This window comes from Vibrio sp. 2017_1457_13 (genome assembly GCF_030851525.1).
GTDB classification, from domain to species: Bacteria; Pseudomonadota; Gammaproteobacteria; order Enterobacterales; family Vibrionaceae; genus Vibrio; species Vibrio metschnikovii.
In genome coordinates this window covers 204,647-228,039 of record NZ_VHTA01000009.1, presented here as the reverse complement: position 1 = coordinate 228,039, position 23,393 = coordinate 204,647, and the positions used below count along the sequence as shown (strand labels likewise).

General features: G+C 44.7%; 20 protein-coding genes and 1 other annotated feature. Of the genes, 9 read left to right on the top strand and 11 right to left on the bottom strand.

Translation table 11 applies throughout. The features are described from left to right. Nucleotides 1-399 precede the first annotated feature (399 nt). The 3 genes from hpf to yjjX all read left to right on the top strand — a co-directional run bounded on the left by hpf (nt 400) and on the right by yjjX (nt 3,004). Nucleotides 400-726 carry a ribosome hibernation-promoting factor, HPF/YfiA family gene (hpf, locus tag FKN88_RS14310; protein WP_004394106.1) on the top strand — a complete coding sequence of 109 codons (327 nt, stop codon included), beginning with the start codon at nt 400-402 and terminating at the stop codon, nt 724-726. A 111-nt stretch (nt 727-837) separates the two neighbouring features. Then, nucleotides 838-962: a sequence feature (Phe leader region), on the top strand. 11 nt (nt 963-973) lie between these two features. Continuing rightward, nucleotides 974-2,155 carry a prephenate dehydratase gene (gene pheA / locus FKN88_RS14305; RefSeq protein ID WP_158144743.1) on the top strand — a complete coding sequence of 394 codons (1,182 nt, stop codon included), beginning with the start codon at nt 974-976 and terminating at the stop codon, nt 2,153-2,155. Nucleotides 2,156-2,437: 282 nt separating this feature from the next. Beyond that, the gene (gene yjjX / locus FKN88_RS14300; RefSeq protein WP_306687568.1) at nt 2,438-3,004 is read left to right on the top strand and encodes an inosine/xanthosine triphosphatase; all 567 of its coding nucleotides are present in this window, start codon (nt 2,438-2,440) and stop codon (nt 3,002-3,004) included. Between the two features lie 114 nt (nt 3,005-3,118). On the opposite strand, the gene trpR is transcribed toward yjjX, so the two are convergent. Then, nucleotides 3,119-3,412: a trp operon repressor gene (gene trpR / locus FKN88_RS14295; protein WP_212752405.1), complete on the bottom strand. Its 294-nt coding sequence runs from the start codon at nt 3,410-3,412 to the stop codon at nt 3,119-3,121. 55 nt (nt 3,413-3,467) lie between these two features. Then, nucleotides 3,468-5,429, bottom strand: coding sequence for a transglycosylase SLT domain-containing protein (locus FKN88_RS14290; protein ID WP_004394110.1), 1,962 nt, complete (start codon nt 5,427-5,429; stop codon nt 3,468-3,470). Between the two features lie 272 nt (nt 5,430-5,701). Here FKN88_RS14290 and ettA point away from each other — a divergent pair, with 272 nt between their 5' ends. Both ettA and FKN88_RS14280 read left to right on the top strand, forming a co-directional pair. Beyond that, nucleotides 5,702-7,369 carry an energy-dependent translational throttle protein EttA gene (gene ettA, locus FKN88_RS14285; protein ID WP_158144741.1) on the top strand — a complete coding sequence of 556 codons (1,668 nt, stop codon included), beginning with the start codon at nt 5,702-5,704 and terminating at the stop codon, nt 7,367-7,369. A gap of 137 nt (nt 7,370-7,506) precedes the next feature. After that, complete coding sequence (locus tag FKN88_RS14280) at nt 7,507-7,872, top strand: PilZ domain-containing protein (protein WP_040903853.1); 366 nt, start codon at nt 7,507-7,509, stop codon at nt 7,870-7,872. 6 nt (nt 7,873-7,878) lie between these two features. Here FKN88_RS14280 and tyrA read toward each other — a convergent pair whose 3' ends face one another. Further along, the gene (gene tyrA, locus FKN88_RS14275; protein WP_158138829.1) at nt 7,879-9,003 is read right to left on the bottom strand and encodes a bifunctional chorismate mutase/prephenate dehydrogenase; all 1,125 of its coding nucleotides are present in this window, start codon (nt 9,001-9,003) and stop codon (nt 7,879-7,881) included. A gap of 14 nt (nt 9,004-9,017) precedes the next feature. Further along, nucleotides 9,018-10,091, bottom strand: a complete 1,074-nt coding sequence (locus FKN88_RS14270) for a 3-deoxy-7-phosphoheptulonate synthase (protein WP_306687566.1) — start codon at nt 10,089-10,091, stop codon at nt 9,018-9,020. Nucleotides 10,092-10,337: 246 nt separating this feature from the next. Here FKN88_RS14270 and FKN88_RS14265 point away from each other — a divergent pair, with 246 nt between their 5' ends. Both FKN88_RS14265 and btsR read left to right on the top strand, forming a co-directional pair. Beyond that, a complete protein-coding gene (locus FKN88_RS14265) occupies nt 10,338-12,017 on the top strand; it encodes a sensor histidine kinase (protein WP_154170282.1) in 1,680 nt (559 codons plus the stop codon). A 3-nt stretch (nt 12,018-12,020) separates the two neighbouring features. Continuing rightward, nucleotides 12,021-12,743, top strand: a complete 723-nt coding sequence (btsR, locus tag FKN88_RS14260; protein ID WP_306687565.1) for a two-component system response regulator BtsR — start codon at nt 12,021-12,023, stop codon at nt 12,741-12,743. 41 nt (nt 12,744-12,784) lie between these two features. Here the strand turns inward: btsR and nagZ are convergent, their stop codons facing one another. After that, a complete protein-coding gene (gene nagZ / locus FKN88_RS14255) occupies nt 12,785-13,774 on the bottom strand; it encodes a beta-N-acetylhexosaminidase (protein WP_187985206.1) in 990 nt (329 codons plus the stop codon). Nucleotides 13,775-13,958: 184 nt separating this feature from the next. On the opposite strand from nagZ, the gene FKN88_RS14250 reads away from it, so the two are divergent. Beyond that, nucleotides 13,959-15,068: an anhydro-N-acetylmuramic acid kinase gene (locus tag FKN88_RS14250; RefSeq protein WP_306687564.1), complete on the top strand. Its 1,110-nt coding sequence runs from the start codon at nt 13,959-13,961 to the stop codon at nt 15,066-15,068. A 21-nt stretch (nt 15,069-15,089) separates the two neighbouring features. Here the strand turns inward: FKN88_RS14250 and FKN88_RS14245 are convergent, their stop codons facing one another. Then, nucleotides 15,090-15,431, bottom strand: coding sequence for a DUF2799 domain-containing protein (locus FKN88_RS14245; RefSeq protein WP_170906280.1), 342 nt, complete (start codon nt 15,429-15,431; stop codon nt 15,090-15,092). 225 nt (nt 15,432-15,656) lie between these two features. Between FKN88_RS14245 and FKN88_RS14240 the strand changes: the two genes are divergently transcribed. Next, nucleotides 15,657-17,144 carry a carbon starvation protein A gene (locus FKN88_RS14240; RefSeq protein WP_158138835.1) on the top strand — a complete coding sequence of 496 codons (1,488 nt, stop codon included), beginning with the start codon at nt 15,657-15,659 and terminating at the stop codon, nt 17,142-17,144. 115 nt (nt 17,145-17,259) lie between these two features. Here the strand turns inward: FKN88_RS14240 and ispH are convergent, their stop codons facing one another. The 5 genes from ispH to ribF form a co-directional block, all read right to left on the bottom strand. Continuing rightward, entirely contained in the window at nt 17,260-18,222 is a 963-nt protein-coding gene (gene ispH, locus FKN88_RS14235; RefSeq protein WP_161426153.1) for a 4-hydroxy-3-methylbut-2-enyl diphosphate reductase, read from the bottom strand. A 29-nt stretch (nt 18,223-18,251) separates the two neighbouring features. Then, on the bottom strand, nt 18,252-18,683 hold the full coding sequence (fkpB, locus tag FKN88_RS14230) for an FKBP-type peptidyl-prolyl cis-trans isomerase (RefSeq protein WP_040903775.1): 432 nt from the start codon (nt 18,681-18,683) through the stop codon (nt 18,252-18,254). Between the two features lie 219 nt (nt 18,684-18,902). Further along, the gene (gene lspA, locus FKN88_RS14225; protein ID WP_158138837.1) at nt 18,903-19,400 is read right to left on the bottom strand and encodes a signal peptidase II; all 498 of its coding nucleotides are present in this window, start codon (nt 19,398-19,400) and stop codon (nt 18,903-18,905) included. 33 nt (nt 19,401-19,433) lie between these two features. Further along, a complete protein-coding gene (gene ileS, locus FKN88_RS14220; protein WP_161438577.1) occupies nt 19,434-22,280 on the bottom strand; it encodes an isoleucine--tRNA ligase in 2,847 nt (948 codons plus the stop codon). Nucleotides 22,281-22,310: 30 nt separating this feature from the next. Then, nucleotides 22,311-23,279, bottom strand: a complete 969-nt coding sequence (ribF, locus tag FKN88_RS14215; protein WP_040903781.1) for a bifunctional riboflavin kinase/FAD synthetase — start codon at nt 23,277-23,279, stop codon at nt 22,311-22,313. Between the last annotated feature and the right edge of the window lie 114 nt (nt 23,280-23,393).

The following is a 23,393-nucleotide window of genomic DNA, read 5'->3' as shown; positions in this document are numbered from 1 at the left end:
TATAACTAAACGACTGAGTTATGGGTAAGCGAAAAATCAATGCCCCCACTTGCATTAATCAATAATGCAAGTGGGGGGAAATCGTTGACTCAAGTGGATAAGCAGAAAAGGGGGAAATCATAATAAAGCGAAGCATTAAGGAAGGTATATGACATTTTTTTAGGCCGTAACAAAGCGCTAAAATAGGCGTAATATTTAGTGATTCCACTCATCAATCTAGCGCTTTCTTTGATAATAACAAGTCTTTTTATCCACTATTCCTACCACTCTTTGCGAAAGATCACGTTTGCTTTCAAGCGTATCAACACCCAACAAAAAAGAGAGCTTGATCACATTATTTTATCCAGAAACCTGTAACCTGAAGTTAACCCATAAGGGATGCAACAGAGGAAAAACACTATGCAAATGAACATCACTGGCAAAAACATTGAAATCACCTCTGCAATCCGTAGCTACATTGAGAGTAAGTTTAAAAAGCTCGAAAAATGGCAAGTCGATATCACCGGTTGCCAAGCAAGCTTTAGTGAACAACCCAATAAGCAGAAAAAATTTGAAGCGACGGTCACTATCCCGAAAGGTCAACTAGTCGCTTCTGCAATTCACGAGGATCTCTATGCCGCGATTAATGAAGTTGAACAAAAATTAGAGCGACAGCTCAATAAATTGCGCCATAAACCCGATGCTCGTCGTACCGAGAAACCTGAAATTGTAGAAGTCGAAGAATAATCTTCCCCTGTTATCCATTTAGCGCCTTAGGGCGCTATTTTTTTGCTTGACGCTGTTTACTGGCTTGCTTATTGTGTCCATTCAATCGCTAAGGTAGCAATAACCGATGTTAACCTCTCATTTTCTGTTTGTTTTTAACTTCTTTTTTCTCCAATAATCTTGGAGGCTTGCTCGTTTAAAGAAAATAAGTCAAAAACGAACAGACAGAAAGCCTCCCATCGGGAGGCTTTTTTATAAGGATTTAGTTATGACCAGCCCAAAACTGTCACTAGAAGAGATTCGAGACCGATTAAACACCATTGATAATCAATTACTTAGGCTGCTTTCCGAACGTCGCCAACTGAGTGTCGAGGTCGCCAAGAGTAAAGTACAAACCTCAAAGCCCGTACGCGATCCCGTTCGCGAGCAGCAACTATTGGTCAAGTTAATTCAAGTCGGTAAACAGGATTATCAATTAGACGCCCAATACATTACCAAACTGTTTCATACGATTATTGAAGACTCCGTATTACTGCAGCAAGCTTATTTACAAAACCTAGCCAATCCACAAAACCGCAAGCCATTGGCTAGAGTTGCTTTTCTCGGAGCGAAAGGCTCTTACTCACATCTTGCGACCCGAGAATATTTCAGTCGTAAAAATACTGAGCTTATCGAACTCAATTGCGAACAATTTAGAGACATTACCAAAACCGTTGAATCTGGCCATGCAGATTATGGTGTTTTACCAATTGAAAACACCAGTTCAGGCTCGATTAATGAAGTGTATGACTTACTTCAACATACTACCCTATATATCGTCGGCGAGATCACTCAACCGATAGAACACTGCTTAGTTGCCACACAAGATATCCGCTTAGAAGCGTTGAAAATTCTCTATTCACACCCACAGCCACACCAACAATGCAGTGAGTTTTTAAGTCGCTTGCAAGGGGTCAAACTGGAAACCTGTGCTAGCACTGCCGATGCGATGAAAAAAGTGCAACAACTGCAACGTGATGATGTTGCAGCAATCGGCAATGCAGCAAGTGGCAAATTGTATGGCTTACAATCGATTCAAACCAATATCGCTAACCAAACAGAAAACCATACTCGGTTTATTGTTGTGGCCCGTAAACCAATTGAAGTCTCAACTCAAATTCCAGCAAAAACTACCCTGATCATGTCAACGGCACAAGAAGCTGGCTCATTAGTCGCCACCCTATTAGTGCTCCAACGTTATGGTATTAATATGACCAAACTGGAATCCAGACCTATCATGGGTAATCCGTGGGAAGAAATGTTCTATGTCGACTTGCAAGCTCATCTGGATTCAGAAGAGATGCAAAAAGCACTTAGTGAACTAACTAAACTAACCAAACATTTAAAGGTACTTGGCTGTTATCCTATTGAGAATATTAAACCCACTCAGGTTAAGTTAATCCCAGCGTAAAAAACTGCTGATGGTGCAATCTCTAACAATGTTGAGTGATTGCTAAGTAGGAAGCACGTCAGTCACCATTAATATAGATAACCATAGTGATTGAAACGAACGTAGCTATACCCAAACGACTTGGAGTTGCAGGTAGGCGGCAAGTAAGTAAATCCCGATGAGCATAGGCAAACTATGTGATTGGGGAGCCAACACCGCTGCTGCTTCAAGTAGGAAAGGGATAACACCGCAACAATTCAACTAGCAACAACATATTGACTAGGAAATAAAGAGAATCTCAACATGTCATCAAATCAAGCCATTATCCATATCATCGTCGCTTCACTGAATCCTGCCAAAATTAACGCCGTTAAAAGCGCTTTTGAGCAATTATTTCCTAATCATACATTGCAATTACAGGGCGTGACGGTTGATAGCGGCGTTGCTGCTCAACCAATGAGCGATGAAGAGACCAAACAAGGCGCACTTAATCGAGTGCACCATGCAGAGCAAGCTTATCCAGGAGCCGATTTTTATGTCGGCTTAGAAGCAGGTATTGAGCAGGGGATGACGTTTGCTTGGATGATCGTTAAGTCAGCAGAACAATATGGCGAGTCTCGTTCTGCCAGCCTCATGTTACCTCCTGCCATTAACCAAAGTTTACACGCCAACAATGAACTTGGTGAGATTATGGATGAAGTATTTGGTACCGATAACATCAAACAAAAAGGAGGAGCGATCAGTTTACTTACTCAACATCACTTAACTCGTAGCTCAGTTTACCATCAGGCACTTATTTTAGCCTTAGTACCATTTTTGCATCCCGAGCTATTTATGCCTTTAGATTTAGATAAAGCACCGAAAAAATAGTCACCACTTACACGACTCAAGCAAACAGGTGCGAATTTAACCTATCGAAATAAAACGCTTTTTCCTTTTAACTTACCGCAATATCATTCATATCACAGCAAATCATACAATAAGCTATTTGAGTAGCAACGATGCCAAAGCTTCACGCTCAGTTAATGAGCGTGATTTCAACTCATTAGAGCCACGAGTAATGGTTGCGACCCCCACTCCCAGTAATTGACTCATTTGCCGTTGAGATAACTCCCCTTTCAATAACTCACAGAGAATATTGATTCGTGCAACTAAAGCCTCTCGTTCATCAGGCGTCATTAACATGGTCAGTAGCATCTCATGTTGATCGAGTGATGCAGCTTGTTGCACCAAGGTTAATAATTCGCTCCAGTCACTGTAATCCGGTTGTGTTGACATGGTTGTACTCGTTAAGTGATACATGCTCCGTATTGTAGAACAGACTGCGAGGGAATCAATACATAGTCTGCAACTCATTGTCGGTTAAAAATGGGCCATTGACTCCCATCACATCGCGATAGTAAGTTTCAAACATCAACACGTTTTGGATATAGCCTCTGGTTTCGCGAAACGGAATCGCCTCAATAAACGCATAAGCATCTAACTGCCCTTGAGTCTGTTCTCGCCAGCGATCGACTCGGCTGGGGCCAGCATTGTAAGCAGCAAAAGCCAAAATACGATTATTGTTGTATCTCGCCAATAAATCATTCAGATAATGACTGCCAATTTCGATATTTTTACCGACTTGGAAAAGCTCATCTTCATGTTGATAACTTAAGCGATATTTTTGCGCGGTATAACGAGCCGTTGTCGGCATGACCTGCATAATGCCCCGAGCACCAACAGGAGAACGCGCTTCAATATCCATCGCACTTTCTTGCCTCGCCAACGACATCAAGGTAATCGGATCAATACCATGTTTCTCTCCATAAAAATTGAACCACCATTGATGGGCGAGAGGAAAACGTAACTGAGTGTTATCCCATAAATTGGCCGATATCGTCGCGCGGACCGTTAGATGATACCAATGTTGTGTGGCAGCATAGACCGCGAGCATCTCTTTGCTGGGTTGTTCCACTCGCTGCAATAGCCAATTCCATTCGCTCTTCGCTGCGGCGATTTTATCGCGCTCAATCAACTCACCGATGCGAATGAGCTCTGTTTGATAAGGTTTAATCAACTCGCGATTTAAAGAGAGCGTCGAACTTGGGTATTGAATAGATTGTTGTAATGCTTCTGCTGCAGCAACACTATAAAAATTACGTAACCCGAGTAAGCTACGCATTCTTTTCAGTCCCTGTTCCGCTTGTCCTGCTTGTAATTCACTGCGTGCTAACCAATATTGCCAACGCGTTGAAGCTTTATCTTCTGCGGGTAATTGCTCTATCCACTTAGCTATTCCCTGCCAATCCATACTGCGCAACGCTAAACGTATTCGAGTTTCAATTAAGTGGGTATTATCACTGCCCATAATCATACTATCGCGCCATTGTTGAAGCTCAGGTGGTTCGACACTCATCATACGTAAAGCGATATATTGCCCAGTCCGAGCACGCAACGAATCCGACCAATCTAGCTGTTTATCAACTAATATCCATAACCGTTGGGCTTGAATCGCATCGGCTCTCGCTGCTTTTTCTAACGCCAGCTCCACCTGACGATACAACAGGGTTTTATCGCGATACTGGGTAATAAAACTCACTACCGTTTCAGGTTTGTCGTACAAGCCGATCATTGCCAACGCTTCTGCATGTGTCGGTTTGCCATCCAGCTTACTGGCTAAATGACGCATTAATGACCGATTTCGCCCTTCAAAAGCCAATAGCATACGTTGTAAAACTAGACTATCCGTCAAGCCACCTTGCTGCTCCCACACCGTGAAGAGCGGATCGCAAGCCGAAGAAACACTTGCGCCACTTTGCCACAGCGCTTTAGCGCCAACGAAGGCTTCGTTGTAACGCCCAGTTTTTAACTTGGCATGATAATAGTGACAGCGATACGTTTCTCCATTGGGTTCATTCGGTGAAAACTTCAACATCTCCGCCCACTTTCCCTGACTCGCTAAAGCATCAAAATAAGGTGCACTGATCCGATTTGAAAAAGGAAATGTTTTATGACTATCGATAAAATTACGCACCACAATCGGAGATTTATCACCTAAATCAATCAAAAAGCTCCGATAATCGAGATATGGTGTTAATGGATAATCGGCTATCTGTTTACGCGCTTTTTTGAAACGTGTGACATCTTTATTATCTAACCATTGGTGTGCTTGTTCATACAATTCACGTTGCGCTTCTAAGTCTAAGGTTTTGCTAACCCCTAAATGACTAAAACTCATTGCACCGATCAAAACGCAGCCGAGCAGCATTGATGAACTGTGCTTATGCCGTTTCAATAAAACCCGATACCCCATTGCGATGATCCCTTCTATTTCCCTTTCCCAATTCACATTATTACGCAGATTCTTCAGCGAAATGTAAAGGTGTAAGATGTAAACTTGAAGTCAATAGTAATAAAAAACCTTAATCTACTTGTTGCATTTAAATTTCTTACACATTGTGTGGTTCATTTCCCCAGTCAGAAATCGTCAACCAAGCAAAATAACTGGCTGACGAGTAACAAAAGGATTAGCTTTGATATAGAATAATGGCTTTGTTCTGTTTGAAAGATTAGGAATGATCGGCAATGGCTGAATACGTCTATACCATGTCGCGGGTGAGCAAAGTTGTGCCTCCTAAGCGTCAAATCCTCAAAGATATTTCGTTAAGCTTTTTCCCTGGTGCTAAAATCGGCGTGCTTGGCCTCAATGGCTCAGGTAAATCGACACTCCTACGCATTATGGCAGGGATTGATCAAGATTTTGATGGCGAAGCTCGTCCGCAACCCGGCTTAAATGTGGGATACCTTCCCCAAGAGCCTGTCTTGGACGAAAATAAGACGGTGCGTGAAGTGGTTGAAGAAGCGGTTGCTGATGTGGCCCATGCACTCAAGCGACTCGATGAAGTCTACGCCGCTTATGCTGAACCGGACGCAGACTTCGACGCCCTAGCCAAAGAGCAAGGCGAGTTAGAATCGCTGATCCAAGCCAAAGATGGTCATAATTTAGAAGCCGCTCTTGAGCGCGCCGCCGACGCTTTACGTCTGCCTGAATGGGATGCCAAAATCGCCACTCTATCAGGTGGTGAACGCCGCCGAGTAGCGATTTGTCGTTTACTGCTTGAAAAACCCGATATGTTACTGCTCGATGAGCCCACCAACCACTTAGATGCTGAATCTGTGGCTTGGCTTGAGCACTTCTTGGTTGATTATAGCGGTACTGTGGTGGCGATTACCCACGACCGTTACTTCCTCGATAATGCTGCAGGTTGGATTTTAGAACTGGACCGTGGTGAAGGTATTCCATGGCAAGGTAACTACACGTCTTGGCTAGAACAAAAAGATGAACGTTTGAAACAAGAAAAAGCCGGGGAAAGTGCCCGTCAAAAAACCATCGAAAAAGAGCTAGAATGGGTTCGTCAAAATCCAAAAGGTCGTCAAGCTAAATCTAAAGCGCGGATGGCTCGCTTTGAAGAGATGACCACCGGCCAATACCAAAAACGTAACGAAACCAATGAATTGTTCATCCCACCTGGTGAGCGTCTTGGTGATAAAGTGCTGGAAGTCAACAACCTAACCAAATCGTTTGGTGATCGCGTACTGATTGATAATCTGTCATTCAGCATGCCGAAAGGCGCGATCGTTGGTATTGTCGGTGCTAACGGCGCCGGTAAATCAACCTTATTTAAAATGCTTAGTGGCGCAGAGCAGCCCGATTCAGGAACCATTGAGTTAGGTGAAACGGTTAAATTAGCTTCGGTCGATCAGTTCCGTGACAGCATGGATGACAAGAAAACGGTCTTCCAAGAGATCTCTGAAGGCGCGGATATCATTAAGATCAATAACTTTGAAATTCCAGCGCGAGCGTACTGCTCTCGCTTCAACTTTAAAGGTAATGATCAGCAAAAAATCATTGGTGAGCTATCTGGGGGGGAGCGTAACCGCGTCCATCTAGCCAAGCTGCTTAAAGCGGGAGGCAACGTCCTACTGCTCGATGAACCAACCAACGACTTAGATGTTGAAACCCTACGCGCACTCGAAGAAGCCTTATTGGAATTCCCAGGCTGTGCGATGGTGATTTCGCACGACCGTTGGTTCCTTGACCGTATTGCAACTCATATCCTTGATTATCGGGATGAGGGACAAGTGAACTTCTATGAAGGTAACTATACCGAATATATGGAATGGCTAAAGCGCACGCTTGGCGCTCAAGCGGCTGAGCCACATCGTATTAAGTACAAACGGATCAGCAAATAACCCGTTGCCCAGATTAAAGCTACCTTCGGGTAGCTTTTTTTACTCTGCACAAAACCTTATTTCGTGCGCCAAATTCGAGTTAAGGCACCTGCATTCTGCTATGCTTAATGCGTACTCATTATGCAATTGTAGGACTTATGATCGAACGTCGACAGTTTTCACGCATCCTTTACCAAGCGCCAGCAATGTTACAGCAAGGCGATATACAGCTCACGACTTGTATCCACGATCTCTCTTTACGAGGTTTACTGTTGTGGGCCGTCGATGAACCCAATTTAGATAGCGATCAGTTAGTAGACGTGGCGTTTACCCTGCCGGAAAGCGAGATCACGATTCGTTTAAGCGGACAATTGGTGCGGCAAAATGAGCGTATTCTGCATATCAAGATAGTTCATATTGATTTAGAGAGTATCGCCCATTTAAAACGCCTAGTAGAACTCAATATCGGTGATGACGAGCTTTTACACCGCGATTTAGAACATTTAGTGACTGAGGCTCCATAACGTTTATCAACGTTGCCAAGCATCGCTGGCGTGTTTAAGTAAGTGCTGACTCTCTTGCATAAACTGCTGAGAATAGTCGCCAAACCAATCGCTCACTTGGTTAAATTGGCTAACAAAGCCTAGTTTATCCCCTTGTTTAAGCAAGCCGACCGCTTGTTCCAAACTATCCTGAAAACGGCCAATCATCTCAATATTCTCTTGCGAAGATAAAATAATATCCGCGTATAAATTTGGGTCTTGCCCAAACAAACGCCCGACCATCGCCAATTCGAGACGGTAAATCGGTGAGCTTAATTTAAGCAACTGTTCAATATTAGGATTAACTTTACTTAAATGCAGGCCGTAAACAAATGAAGTGAAGTGACGTAATGCTTGAATTAAGGTCATACCTTGATCGTGCTCTTGGGCATCAATGGCACATAAACTCGCTCCCCAAATCGCAAATTGGTCCAGCAGCCATTGATACTGCTCCACTCCTCGGCCATCACAATACACGATGACTTGCTTTGCTAAGCTTGGGACATCAGGTCCGAACATCGGGTGTAAACCAACCACAGGGCCAGAATGAACCTTCAACATGGCCGCCAACGGCTTCGATTTAATTGACGTTAAATCACATAAAATACAATCGGAAGGGAGTTGATTGAGTTTCTCAATCACACCAACAGTCAAATCTATCGGTACCGTTACCACGACTAAACCTGCATCATGTAAGAGTTCATCGGCGCGATGCCAATCTTGGCTACCCAGTACTTTGACCTGATAACCGGATAAATCAAACATGCGAGCAAACAGGCGACCGAGTTGACCATGACCACCGATGATCACCACTGAGCGTAATTCAGGCTTTAAACATTTAAAACCTGAGTCTTTCTCACTGGCGTAAGACTCGCGCATGGTTCGGCGTAAAATATCTTCGATTAATTGTGGTGGCACACCTTGTGCTTCAGCTTCAGTACGGCGCGACGCCAGCATACTCGCTTCTCGTTCTGGAACATAAATCGGCAATCCGTAACGGCTTTTGACCTCTCCGACTTGCTCAACTAATGCTAAACGGCGAGCCAGTAAATCAATCATCTGTTTATCCAATGCGTCGATTTGTTCCCGTAATGCATTCAACTCTTCAGCCATCGTTGTTCCTTTATCTACGATTTACAGCGGTCTGCTAAAAAAGGCACCAGCGCCTGGTGAGCATGACGCAATAATTGTTCTGTCGTTTGCCAATCAATACATGCATCCGTGATTGAAACGCCGTATTGCATTTGCGATTTAGGTAGCTCCGCTGATTGATTTCCTTCGTTTAAGTGACTTTCAATCATCACACCGATGATCGAGCGGTTTCCTTCGAGAATTTGATGAATCACATCTTCGGCCACCAATGGCTGGCGACGATAATCTTTACGTGAGTTGGCATGACTGCAATCGACCATCAATGCCGCGCCCAACCCAAAACCGGTTAATTGTTGTTCACACTCAGCGACCGAAACGGAATCGTAATTGGTTTGTTTGCCGCCACGTAAAATCACATGGCCATTCATATTACCTTGTGTGGTTAAAAGAGCCACTTGCCCTTCACGATTAATGCCCATAAAACGGTGGCTTGATGACGCGGCTTGCATCGCGTTAATCGCCGTCGATAAGCTACCATCGGTACCATTTTTAAAGCCAATCGGCATAGAAAGACCACTGGCCATCTCACGGTGAGTTTGTGATTCCGTCGTTCGAGCGCCAATCGCTGCCCAGCTGAAAGTATCGGCTAAATATTGCGGACTGATCGGATCAAGCGCCTCTGTCGCAAGTGGCATGCCCATCTCCGCTAAATCTACCAATAATTGACGCCCGACATGTAAGCCATGCTCAATATCAAACGATCCATCAAGATGCGGGTCATTAATCAGACCTTTCCAGCCAACCGTGGTACGTGGTTTCTCAAAGTAAACTCGCATCACAATATACAGTTGATCGCTCAGCTCAGCCGCCAATGCCTGCAGACGTTTAGCATACTCTTTTGCGGCTTGAATATCATGAATAGAACAAGGGCCACAAACCACCAATAAACGGTGATCACGTTTATGGATAATATCCGCGATGGTTTGCCGAGATTGTCGAATCGACAGTCTGGCTTTTTCACTTAATGGCAGTTTAGCTTTTAATGCATCAGGGGTAATCAATACCTGTTCATCAACGATATTAATGTCACTTAAATCACTTTTCTTCATTGCTACACCTGTAATCTTTAATTTACACCAAAATGTATTTGGCGACCAAAACTCAACTAAACACAAAATAACAGGCTAAAAAAACATTGCAAGTGTAAATTTAAAAAAACAATTTGTGTAAACTAAGAATTACACACAAGGTGCGACATAGCATTGGAAAAGTAATTCATTCAACCAATGTATTTTATTGCCTTCAAGTTACTTAAAATAGCGGCTTTGACTCTTTATGACTAGGCGCAAACATCGATGGAACTGATCCTCTCCCTACTACAGCAAATGTGTGTCTACTTAGTCTTGGCTTATATGCTGAGTAAAACCCCAATCTTTCTGCCATTACTCAACATTTCAGGTCATTTTAGTCATAAAATGGCCGTTTATGTGCTGTTTTCATTGTTTTGTATTATGGGCACCTACTTCGGATTGCACATTGATGATGCGATAGCCAACACGCGAGCGATTGGCGCGGTTATGGGCGGGTTATTTGGTGGTCCTTTGGTCGGTTTTGCTGTCGGGTTAACAGGAGGTCTGCACCGTTATTCTCTTGGTGGGTTTACCGATCTCGCCTGTGCTATTTCTACCACTGCAGAAGGGCTGATTGGCGGCCTCTTTCATGCTTATTTACTTAAACGAGGCAAACGCCATTTACTGTTTAGCCCTAGTGTGGTGTTTGGCATTACCTTCGTCGCTGAAATTGTGCAGATGGTTTTGATCTTACTGATTGCTAAGCCGTTTAGTGAGGCTTATCACCTCGTGTCTGCGATTGCGGCGCCGATGATCATCGCCAACTCAGTAGGGGCGGCATTGTTTATGAGTATTTTACAAGATAGGAAAACCATTTTTGATGAGTATTCAGCGACTTTTTCTCGCCGAGCATTAAACATCGCCGAACGTTCGGTTGGCATTTTGGCGGCAGGTTTTACCCCTGAAAATGCCCATAAAATTGCTCGTATTGTTTATGAACAAACCAATGTGGGTGCCGTTTCAATTACCGATTGCGACAAGATCCTCGCTTTTGTCGGCGTTGGCGATGATCACCATCGACCGAATACCGCGATATCTTCACAAAGCACTTTAGACGCCATAAATCGTAATGCGATCATTTATCTTGATGGTAAAGAGCATCCCTATCAATGCTCATTATCGGCAAACTGTAAATTGGGTTCCGCATTGATTATTCCACTACGAGCAGGAGATCGAGTGATCGGGACCATCAAGTTGTACGAGCCGAAACGGAAATTATTTTCAACCATTAATGTCTCAATGGGCCAAGGTATTGCTCAACTACTCTCAAGCCAAATTCTGTATGGTGAATATCAAGCGAAACAAATTCTTCTATCACGAGCTGAAATCAAGTTACTGCAAGCTCAAGTCAACCCACATTTTTTATTCAATGCACTCAATACGATTAGCGCCGTGATCCGACGTGATCCAGCTAAAGCACGCGATCTTATTCAGCATCTTTCGCAATTTTTCCGCAGTAATCTCAAGCAAAATGTTGAAACGGTCACCTTGCAAGATGAGCTCGCACACGTGAATGCCTATTTAACCATTGAAAAAGCACGTTTTAGCGATCGTTTAGAAGTTGAGATTACGATCGACGAACCGCTATTGAGCCGTCAATTACCGAGCTTTACTTTGCAGCCCTTAGTGGAGAATGCGATTAAACATGGGGTATCTAATCTGCTCGAAGGCGGTAAAATACGCATCTATAATCTCGCCGAGCCTGCCGGTCAGCGCATAGTGGTGGAAGATAATGCGGGTAGTTATCAAACGCCACAACACGATCACGATGGTTTAGGAATGCACATTGTCGATAAACGTTTAATCCATCAGTTTGGTCACTCAGCAACGCTTAAAATTGACGTTGAGCCAAACCATTGCACGCGAATGAGTTTTCTCATTCCTGAACAACAACGAGGAGCTTAAGGGATGGTAACGTTATCAGCTTTAGTGATTGATGATGAGTGTTTGGCCCGAGAGGAACTCATTGAATTACTCAATGAAAATGGCAACATGCAGGTAATTGGTGAAGCGAATAATGCGATTGAGGGACTGAAAAAAATCAATCAGTTTAAGCCGGATGTGGTGTTTTTGGATATTCAAATGCCAAAAATTACTGGGACTGAACTGCTCGCGATGCTCGATCCTGACACCATGCCCAAGGTGGTGTTTGTGACTGCCTATGACCAATACGCACTGCAAGCCTTTGAAGATAACGCCTTTGATTATTTACTCAAACCGGTCGATCCGACGCGACTTGAAAAAACCATCCAACGTTTACAACGTAGCGTAGCGAAAACGCCGGATTACTCGATTCTCGCCCCCAGTCAGCTTGATCAAGTACCGTGTATTGGCCTCAATCGGATCATGATCATCCCAACGGGAGAGGTCGAATTTGCTTGTAGTGATATCGCTGGAGTGCACGTGCAAACCGCGCAGCAGCGAGCCAGTAGTCAACTGACGTTAAAAGTCCTAGAAGAAAAAACGCCGCTGCTACGTTGTCATCGTCAATATCTGATCAATCTTAAAGCCATCAAAGAGATCAAATTATTAGACAACGGTCTTGCAGAAATCATCACCCGTTCAGGCTACATCGTCCCAGTAAGCCGCCGTTTTTTAAAAGAACTCAAAGAGAAATTGGGGTTTTATTAACCCCAATTTATTGATGAGAGAATCCTATTGCCACGCTAGAGTTAAGCGGAAGCCTCAACCAAACGGCGCATTGCCAAAGACGCTTGCTGCCACTCTGATGAAGACTGTAGCTCACGATAAGTAAAACTCTGCTTTTTCAATAAGGATAACGCTTGTGGTACTTCACTGATCGGCAGATTATCCAGCACCTCAACCGCCGATTCGCGTCGATTACACATCAAAATCATGTCGCATCCCGCCGCTAAAGACTGCTGTGCACGTTGTGCTGGGCCACCCATTACTGCCGCTCCTTCCATACTCAAATCATCAGAAAAGACAATCCCTTGAAAACCGAGCTGTTGACGCAGTACTTGTTTTAACCAATAAGCCGAGCCACTGGCCGGTTGTGGATCATAATGAGGATAAATCACATGGGCAGGCATCATCGCATCCAAAAGACCTTGCTCGATATGAGCGTTGAAAATGGCCATATCATCAGCAATCGAGTCACGTTCATCAAATGGCGTTTCGAGATGTGAGTCTGCCAGCACCGCTCCATGCCCAGGAAAATGCTTCCCTGTGGTAGCCATACCCGCAGCTTTCATACCGCGCAGGTAAGCTCCGCTATAGGTCAGAACACTCTGCACATCATCACCAAAAGCTCGGTTACCAATTGCCCGACAATCAAAACCTTTATCCAATACTGGGGCGAAACTGAGATCAATATCATGAGCAATCAGTTCAGCAGCCATTAACCAACCACCACGATACGCCAACGCTTCACCATCAGTCGATTGCGCGTAACGCTGTGCAGCAGGAATAGGACTAAAACCGTCACGAAAACGCTGTACTCGTCCCCCTTCTTGATCAACGCCAATCAATATTGGCCGTTTAGCCGCTTGACGAATAGCGTGATTGAGGGCAACTAACTGTTGGCTATCATGGTAATTACGAGCAAACAGTATCACGCCTCCCACGGTAGGATGAGCGAGAATTTCACGATCTTCCGCCGTCAATTCATAACCGGCGACATCAAGCCATAGCGGTCCCATGTTGGCTCCTTATTCAATGAGAAAGTTGAGAGTATTATCGACGTCATGCTCGTGTCGTTAGCGTGATACGAGCAATAAAAATGCAAATTAGCATAGCGAGTAAAGTTATTCAGGTAGTTTTTCAATTACAATGTCGTTTATCTTATCAATCACTTGGCAAATCGTATAACGATCGGAGTCGCTTGTGGACAATCCTGAACTGTATATTGGCATCATGTCTGGCACCAGTATGGATGGCGTCGACAGTGCATTAGTCTCCCTCACTGGCAATACCATCAAACTATTAGCACACGATAGTTTACCGATGCCAGAATCTATCAAGCAGCGCTTGTTAAATATTTGCTTAGCTCAGCCCACCAACTTACACGAGATTGGTCAGTTGGATCATCAACTGGGTCACCTATACGCACACGCAGTAGAACAATTACTGGCGCGCAGTGGTTATCGCCCTGAGCAAATCATAGCGATTGGTAATCATGGGCAAACCGTCTTTCATCAACCTACGGGGGAAACACCATTTACCATTCAGTTGGGCGATGCGAACATTCTTGCCACCCGTACAGGGATCACCACTGTAGCCGATTTTCGACGTAAAGATATCGCACTGGGCGGCCAAGGAGCTCCGCTGGTCCCGGCTTTTCACCAAACCATTTTTAATGCCACCGATTCAACTCTCGTCGTTCTTAACATTGGTGGCATTGCCAATATCTCAGTACTCACCACTGATAAGCGTGTCATCGGCTATGATACGGGACCGGGAAATGTGCTGATGGATTATTGGTGCGCGCAGCACACTGGTCGAGCTTATGACGAAGATGGTCAATGGGCTCGACAAGGTAAGCTTGATTTATCCCTCTTGCAGCGATTAAAACAAGATACTTACTTTTCGCAACCAGCACCCAAAAGTACCGGGAGGGAATGGTTTAATCTCGCTTGGCTTGAAAACAAGTTGGCAGGATTAACCGTAAACCAGCAAGATGTTCAACGTACGTTATGCGAACTCACCGCACAAACCATTAGTGAACAAGTTAATCAGTATGCCCAAGGAGTCGCACCGCAGTTATTAGTCTGCGGTGGAGGGGCACAAAACCCCTTGCTAATGGAACGCTTACAAGCCAATTTACCCACTTGGTTGGTTGCTCCCACTCAAGAGAAAGGCGTCGATGGTGATTATATGGAAGCCATGGCTTTTGCTTGGTTAGCCCAGCGACGGATCCATGATTTACCAAGCAACTTACCGGAGGTCACCGGCGCTAAACGAAGCACTTCGTTAGGCGTTATTTACTTACCTTAAACAAACGAACATGGCAGAACATCAGCGGTTGTATTCTCGCCAACCGCGCTGCCATTCCATGCGAAACTTATGGGCTTGCTCGGTCCCCTCACACACGCCTTCGTAATATTGCCCACTGAGCCCCATCTGATAGGCAAAGTTAGGGTTACAATATTCTTGAACACCGTCTAAATAACCACGCTCATAATCAGCATGCTTGGCATTACCTAATTGAGATAGCGTTTGATAAGAGCGTTGTAAATTTCCAGCAATGCCATCGTTATAACCGATTTGATACCAATCTCCTTTCGCGGCGAGTTGATCATCGCTAGCGGCACAACCGAGCATTGCTAATAACCATAAAGCCATTACCCATCTTTTCATAAGTCACCTATCCACTGTTGTTAACCATTGTAACCTTTTATTAAAAACCACTTACCAAGCTTAAATGCCGCTTAATAAATTATACGACCACTGATAACAAAACGCCGTGCTAGTCACGAATTGTTCATTTAGTCTTCTACCGATTTTACCCCTACACATCCTACACCTAAGCCACTCAACGAAAAGTGAGCTAGGTATAATACAACCTGATAAAGGATACTGACTATGTTGTGGTTTCTCACCTGTGTTGCCGCGCTGATTGGTGGTTATTTTCTCTACGGTTTAGCTGTTGAAAAAATCTTTGGCATCAATGAACAACGCAAAACCCCCGCGCACACCAAAACCGATGGTGTCGATTATGTACCGATGTCGACACCTAAAGTCTACTTAGTCCAGTTGCTTAATATTGCTGGTGTGGGCCCTATTTTTGGTCCAATTATGGGTGCACTTTATGGTCCAGCGGCAATGCTGTGGATTGTCGTCGGCTGTATTTTTGCTGGTGCGGTTCACGATTATTTCTCCGGCATGCTATCGATTCGTAACGGTGGTGCATCGGTACCGGCGATCACCGGACGTTACTTAGGCAATGGCGCCAAACATTTTATGAACATTTTTGCCATTGTTCTACTACTGCTGGTCGGTGTCGTCTTCGTCTCAGCGCCAGCTGGTATGATAACCAACCTTATCAACTCACAAACCCATTTCACCGTCACCATGACCAGCATGGTGGTGATCATTTTTGCTTACTACATTATCGCCACCATTGTCCCGGTGGATAAAATCATTGGCCGTTTTTACCCGCTGTTTGGCGCGCTGCTGATTTTTATGTCAGTGGGGCTAATGAGCGCTATCGCTTGGTCGAGCGATCATCAAGTGCTTGGTGGCTTTGAGATGCGAGATATGTTCAGTAATCTCAACCCTAATGATATGCCACTTTGGCCAGCACTGTTTATTACTATCGCTTGCGGTGCTATCTCAGGTTTTCATGCCACGCAATCGCCGCTCATGGCACGCTGTATGGAAAATGAAAAAAATGGCCGCTTCGTGTTCTTTGGCGCGATGATCGGGGAAGGGATCATTGCTCTGATTTGGTGTACGATTGCCCTGTCTTTCTTCGGTTCACTCGATTCACTTTCAGCGGCGGTAGCAAATGGGGGGCCAGGCAATGTCGTTTATAGTGCTTCCTTTGGTTTGCTTGGCGTATTTGGTGGAATACTGGCTTTTCTCGGCGTGGTAATTTTACCGATCACCTCAGGTGATACGGCTTTCCGTTCCAGCCGTTTGATTCTTGCCGAATATTTTAATATGGAGCAAAAAACGCTGCGCAATCGACTCATGATGGCGCTACCACTGTTTATTCTGGGTGGGATTTTAACCCAAGTCGATTTTGCAATTATCTGGCGCTACTTTGGTTTCGCTAACCAATTGACCGCGGTAATGATGTTATGGACCGCATCCGCTTATCTACTGCGTCACAATAAGTTGCATTGGATCACGACCGTCCCAGCCCTGTTTATGACCACGGTTTGTGTGACCTTTATCCTCAGTAATAGTGCGCTGGGCTTTGGCTTAGCGATGACGCTCTCGACCATTATTGGAATAAGCACGTCATTAATCGCGATGGTCTATGTGATGCGTATTTCCAAAGGCAAAGGCGATATCGATTTGGCTGAACAGCAAGAGATTGAGAAGAACTCGGTCGAAACCGCTTAGCAAAATACGTCATCGTTAAGCTACTCGTATTAAGATAGGCGTAAAAAAGGGGCTAAATACATTAGCCCCTTTTTAGCCTGTGACGGTTAAGCCAACAGGCTCATTAAATCGGTTATCAATTAATCTGCTTAATTTGTAACTCTTTAGGTACTTCGAAAAACATATTTTCTTCTCGGCCTAATACCTCTTCAACGTCTGTGGCTCCAAAATCTTTGATTTGCTGTAAAATTTGGTTAACCAGCGCTTCAGGAGCAGAAGCACCCGCCGTTACCCCGATCATAGTGACATCATTAAACCAATCTGGTGAGATATCCTCAATACAATCAATCAAATAGCTAGGCGTGCCTAATTTTTCTGCCAGTTCTTTTAACCGAGTTGAGTTGGACGAATTTTTCGATCCGACAACGACCATCACGTCCACTTGCTCGGCCAAAATACGCACCGCGTCTTGGCGATTTTGTGTCGCGTAGCAGATATCATCTTTACGCGGCCCTTGGATCTCAGGGAAAACCTCACGCAGCTTTTCAATCACATCAGCCGTTTCGTCCACGGATAGGGTGGTTTGACTGACATAATGTAAATGAGTTGGATCTTTTACTTGAGTTTTTAAAGCATCGACATCTTCCGGCTTTTCCACCAAATACATCTTGCCTTTTTGACTGGCGTATTGCCCCATCGTGCCTTCCACTTCAGGGTGCCCCGCATGACCAATCAAAACCACTTCCATATGGCGACGACTCGCACGTGCCACTTCCATATGAACTTTAGTGACCAAAGGACAAGTGGCATCAAACACCGTCAAAGATCGAGCTTTAGCTTCTTGACGAACCGCTTGAGACACGCCATGTGCAGAGAAAATGACGATACTATCGTCAGGGACTTCACTGAGCTCTTCAACAAAAACAGCACCACGCTGTTTTAGTCCTTCAACCACGAAACGGTTATGGACCACTTCATGGCGTACATAGATCGGCGGCTGATACAGCTCTAATGCACGTTCAACAATGCTGATCGCGCGATCAACGCCAGCGCAAAAACCGCGTGGGTTAGCTAACAATATTTTCATGTTATGGCTCATGGATTAAAATCGGGCTAGTGTAAAGTAAATTAATCAACGGAGACAATTTCGACATCGAAAATAACCTCTTGGCCAGCAAGAGGGTGATTAAAATCAACGGTCACTGAGTCGCCAGCGATTGCGGTAATAATACCAGGAATTTCCATCCCATCAGGACCACTAAATGCCATAATAGTCCCAACATCGACGTCACTGTCACCGACAAATTTACCACGATCCATATAATGGATATGATCAGGATTTGGCAATCCAAAAGCATCTTCAGCAGCCAGCTCAATCACTTTCTTTTCTCCCGCTTGCATACCATGCAAGTGACGTTCAAAATTATCACTGAGACTACCATCCCCCATGATCAATTTGGCAGGTTTTCCCATATTATGGGTACTATCCGCTACCGATCCATCCTTGAGTTTAATAGTAAAATGTAACGTCACAGCAGAATTATCAGTAATGATACTCACGTTATTAGGCTTCCTTAAAATAGTCAATCGCCTCTCTGGAGCGACTTATTATAAACAATGACAGAGATGACGGCCTTCATGCTCATCGCTGTACATCTCGACGCTGAGTGATAAACACGTTAGCGTTATTGAAATACTCCCGACACGTTCTAACAAAAAGCGCCGACCGAATCAACGGACGACGCTTAAGGTTATTCAATGACGATAGACTTAAAACCGTTATTTCTTATTGCGAAAGCCATCTAAAATAACCATCGCAGCCCCAATACAGATCGCGCTATCCGCTAAATTAAAGGCTGGCCAGTGGTAAGTTTTCCAATAAAAATCGAGATAATCGACCACAAAACCGTGCACGACGCGGTCAAAAACATTACCAACCGCACCACCAATGATCAATGCATAAGCAATGTTATTCCATTTCTCTGTCGCGGGTAAACGGCGCATCCAATACACCAATAACGCTGTGACAGCAAAAGCAATGGCCGTAAATAGCCAACGCTGCCATCCCGCCTGTTCACTGAGAAAACTGAATGCTGCGCCGTAGTTATGAACATACAATAAATTAAAAAATGGCAGTACTTCTATCCGATTATGCCATCCATAACCCATGTTGTTCATGACGACCGATTTAATCCCGATGTCAGCCAGAAAAATCAGCAGCGCTAGCCAAAGCCAACGCACACCGGATTGTTTTAACGTTAATGCCTGTTGAGTCATAGATAACCTTGGTAATGAAAGAAACCAATACGATTACGCGAACTGACGTTGTTCACCATCGCCATCAATGTTAGACACGCAACGACCACAAATGGTTTCATGGCCAGCAATCGTACCCACATCATCGGTATGGTGCCAACAGCGCTCGCATTTCTCGGCGTCTACTTTACTCACCTCAACCCATAGACCATTAATCTCAGTGGCTTGGGCCAGCGCACTTTTTTCACTCAACGATTTGACTTCAGCTTTAGACGTTAACAAAACAAAACGTAACTCGTTATGCAGTCGCTTAAGCTTAACGGCCAGTGCATCATCGACAAACAAAGTCACCTGTGCTTGTAACGAACCACCAATCACTTTTTCATTTCGAGCATTTTCGAGTAGCTTATTCACCGCACCACGAACGTGTTGGATATCATTCCAAAATGCGTTGTTAAACGTTTCACTTTCGTCTAAACCAACCAGACCTTGGTACCATTCGCTGGTAAAGACAAATTGACCGCGTGCTTGACCGTCAGCTTGCTTGGCTGGCATCGCGTGCCAAATCTCATCGGCGGTGAATGACATAATCGGTGCCATCCAACGTACTAACGCTTCCACGATGTAATACAAGGCCGTTTGGCAACTACGCTGCGCATGACTACCGCGTTTTGCCGTGTATTGACGATCTTTGATCACATCTAAATAGAATGAACCCATTTCAATTGAACAGAAATGCATTAGACGCTGTACGACCGCATGGGTGTTGTATTCATCATACGCTTTGATGATCTCTTGCTGCGCAGCCAATGCACGACCGACAGCCCAACGATCCAATGCCACCATTTCCTCAACAGGGATCATATCCGTCGCAGGATTAAAGCCATTAAGGTTAGCGAGGAAGAAACGAGCCGTATTACGAATTCGGCGATAAGCATCGGCGCTGCGTTTTAAGATTTCATCAGATACCGCCACTTCACCAGTATAATCGGTTGAAGCGACCCACAAACGTAAGATATCAGCACCTAATTTATTGGTGACATCTTTCGGCGCAACCACGTTACCAATCGATTTAGACATTTTACGTCCTTGACCATCCACCACAAATCCATGGGTTAACACCTCTTTATAAGGTGCTTTACCTTTCATTGCGACCGATGAGATCAATGACGATTGGAACCAACCGCGATGCTGATCCGAACCTTCAAGGTACATGTCAGCTTGTGCTCCGTTAAACTCAGGACGAGTATCAACAACCGCATAATGAGTTACGCCTGAATCGAACCAAACATCCAATGTATCCAGTACTTTTTCATACTGTTCAGCGTCAGCACCCAAGAGCTCAGCAGCATCGACATCCCACCACGCTTGAATGCCTTTTTGCTCAACCAACTGTGCAACTTTCTCAATCAAAGCAGGCGAGTTAGGATGTAATTCTGCCGTCTCTTTATGCACAAATAGAGCAATCGGAACGCCCCAAGTACGCTGACGAGAAATACACCACTCAGGACGGCCTTCAATCATGCCTTCAATACGGCTTTGACCCCAATCTGGCATCCATTTTACGCCTTTGATTTCACTTAAGGCTTGTTCACGAAGACCCGCTTGATCCATCGAGATAAACCATTGAGGCGTCGCACGGAAAATGATCGGCGTTTTATGGCGCCAGCAATGTGGATAGCTGTGCTCATAAGCATGGTGATGCAACAACGCACCTTTTTCTTTCAATACTTCAACCACCGCATCGTTGGCTTTAAAGACATGTTGTCCTGCAAACAATTCGGTATCCGAAAGATAAACCCCATTTGAACCGACAGGGTTGGCAACTTCAAGACCGTATTTTTGACCAACGGCAAAGTCTTCTTGACCGTGTCCTGGCGCAGTATGCACCACACCCGTCCCCGATTCGGTCGTCACATGATCGCCCAAAATGGCGGGCACCGTAAAATCATAGAATGGATGGTTAAATTGAGTGAGCTCAAGCTCGGCACCCGTGGCAAAGCCAAGATTATGGAAGTGCTCAATACCAGCGCGATCGATGACTTGCTTAGCAAGGTCAGAAGCAACGATGATTCGCTCAGGTTGCTCACCTTCAACTTGAATCAAGACATATTCTAAATCATTGCGTAAACAAACCGCACGGTTAGCAGGCAGTGTCCATGGTGTGGTAGTCCAAATCACAATCGAAACCGGCCCATGACCTTGATGCCCCTCTGATAAGCCAAATTTTGCTAGTAAGCTGGCTTCATCAGTAGCACGAAAACGGACATCAATCGACGGCGATACTTTGTTCTTATACTCAACTTCTGCTTCAGCCAACGCCGAGCCACAATCGGTACACCAGTGAACCGGTTTAAAGCCCTTAAGCAGATGGCCATTATCGGCAATTTTACCTAACGCGCGGATAATGTTCGCTTCAGTGGCAAAATCCATTGTCCGGTAAGGTTTATCCCATTCACCAAGAATGCCTAACCGTTTAAAGCTCTCTTTTTGTCCTTCAACTTGCCCCGCCGCATAGTCACGACATTTTTCGCGAAACTCTGCCGCCGTGACTTTTTGACCCGGTTTACCGACTTTTTTCTCAACCATTAATTCAATCGGTAAGCCATGACAATCCCACCCAGGGATATAGGGCGCATCAAAACCTGATAACGTTTTGGATTTAATAATAATGTCTTTAAGAATCTTATTGAGTGCGTGACCAATATGAATGTCGCCGTTGGCATAAGGAGGGCCATCGTGCAGGACGAAAGATTTTTTGCCTTGTTTCGCTTGACGGATTGCTCCGTACAGATCTTCTTTGTACCAACGTGCTAGCATTTCTGGCTCACGTTTAGCCAGATCGCCACGCATTGGAAACCCTGTTTCAGGTAAGTTCAGGGTATCTTTATATTCACTCATCGATTCTTAATTCCGTTGTATTGGGCGACGTTAGACATTATACGAATCGGTGGAATCAACCGATTCGCTGTAAAGCTGCTGCAGCCACACCCTTGCTGCCTCAGCATCCAATTCAATTTGTTGTTTCAGTGCATCAAAAGATGCAAATTTTTGCTCATCACGCAACTTGTGCAATAAAGCCACTTCAAGTTGCTTACCATATAGATTGCCTTGAAAGTCAAAAAGATGCACTTCAAGTTGTTGCCGAACACCATTGACTGTCGGACGTTGACCAATATTCGCGACGCCGCCCAAAGGCAATGTCGAAAGACCATAGACCTCAACCACGTAAACACCAGAAACCGGTGATACGCATCGTTTAAGAGGAATATTTGCCGTTGGAAAACCAATCGTTCGCCCCAGTTTACGACCGTGCGAAACACGACCACTGATACTGTAGGCTCTGCCTAACATCGTATCGGCCGTTGCAAGTTGATCGCTGGCCAATGCTTCTCTGATTAAGGTACTACTGACACGTGACTGCTGAACACAAAAACTTTGTGTACTGACAACCTCGAAACCGTATTGCTCACCGGCTTGACGTAGCATCGCAAAATCACCTTTGCGACCTTGTCCAAAACAGAAATCATCACCAACAACCAGAAACTTAACACCCAATTGCCCGACCAACAAGTCACGGATAAAAGCCTGCGCTTCTAAATTAGCAAAACGGTGGTTAAAATTAACGCACAGTAAGCGATCAATGCCTAATTTCCCTAACTGAACAAACTTATCTCTTAAACGAGTAAGCCTTGCGGGAGCTTTCGATGTTAAAAACAGCTCCATGGGCTGCGGTTCAAAAGTCATCACCACGGAAGGCAAATTCAGCTGTTTGGCTCGCTGAGAAACTTGGCTTAATACTTGTTGATGACCAAGATGCACGCCATCAAAGTTACCGATAGTTAGCACACAACCATGATGATGAGGCTTGATATTATGAATACCGCGGATCAATTCCATTGGGATAAACTTAAAACCTATTATTCTTAATGGTACCGACACCCGATCGCAAAACAGACTGGCGCAAGTGAATCTCAACCATCATTAACGGCAAGAAACACACACCACCAGCAC

Bases quoted from the DNA above. Each gene is read 5' to 3' on its own strand.
- FKN88_RS14270 (WP_306687566.1), bottom strand. From the start codon at position 10,091: ATGAAGAAAAGTGATTTAAGTGACATTAATATCGTTGATGAACAGGTA.
- FKN88_RS14280 (WP_040903853.1), top strand. From the start codon at position 7,507: ATGATCGAACGTCGACAGTTTTCACGCATCCTTTACCAAGCGCCAGCA.
- lspA (WP_158138837.1), bottom strand. From the start codon at position 19,400: ATGACTCAACAGGCATTAACGTTAAAACAATCCGGTGTGCGTTGGCTT.
- FKN88_RS14290 (WP_004394110.1), bottom strand. From the start codon at position 5,429: ATGGGGTATCGGGTTTTATTGAAACGGCATAAGCACAGTTCATCAATG.
- nagZ (WP_187985206.1), bottom strand. From the start codon at position 13,774: ATGGGACCGCTATGGCTTGATGTCGCCGGTTATGAATTGACGGCGGAA.
- FKN88_RS14240 (WP_158138835.1), top strand. From the start codon at position 15,657: ATGTTGTGGTTTCTCACCTGTGTTGCCGCGCTGATTGGTGGTTATTTT.
- tyrA (WP_158138829.1), bottom strand. From the start codon at position 9,003: ATGGCTGAAGAGTTGAATGCATTACGGGAACAAATCGACGCATTGGAT.
- ribF (WP_040903781.1), bottom strand. From the start codon at position 23,279: ATGGAATTGATCCGCGGTATTCATAATATCAAGCCTCATCATCATGGT.
- FKN88_RS14265 (WP_154170282.1), top strand. From the start codon at position 10,338: ATGGAACTGATCCTCTCCCTACTACAGCAAATGTGTGTCTACTTAGTC.
- btsR (WP_306687565.1), top strand. From the start codon at position 12,021: ATGGTAACGTTATCAGCTTTAGTGATTGATGATGAGTGTTTGGCCCGA.
- FKN88_RS14245 (WP_170906280.1), bottom strand. From the start codon at position 15,431: ATGAAAAGATGGGTAATGGCTTTATGGTTATTAGCAATGCTCGGTTGT.
- ileS (WP_161438577.1), bottom strand. From the start codon at position 22,280: ATGAGTGAATATAAAGATACCCTGAACTTACCTGAAACAGGGTTTCCA.
- trpR (WP_212752405.1), bottom strand. From the start codon at position 3,412: ATGTCAACACAACCGGATTACAGTGACTGGAGCGAATTATTAACCTTG.
- hpf (WP_004394106.1), top strand. From the start codon at position 400: ATGCAAATGAACATCACTGGCAAAAACATTGAAATCACCTCTGCAATC.
- pheA (WP_158144743.1), top strand. From the start codon at position 974: ATGACCAGCCCAAAACTGTCACTAGAAGAGATTCGAGACCGATTAAAC.
- ispH (WP_161426153.1), bottom strand. From the start codon at position 18,222: ATGAGCCATAACATGAAAATATTGTTAGCTAACCCACGCGGTTTTTGC.
- ettA (WP_158144741.1), top strand. From the start codon at position 5,702: ATGGCTGAATACGTCTATACCATGTCGCGGGTGAGCAAAGTTGTGCCT.
- yjjX (WP_306687568.1), top strand. From the start codon at position 2,438: ATGTCATCAAATCAAGCCATTATCCATATCATCGTCGCTTCACTGAAT.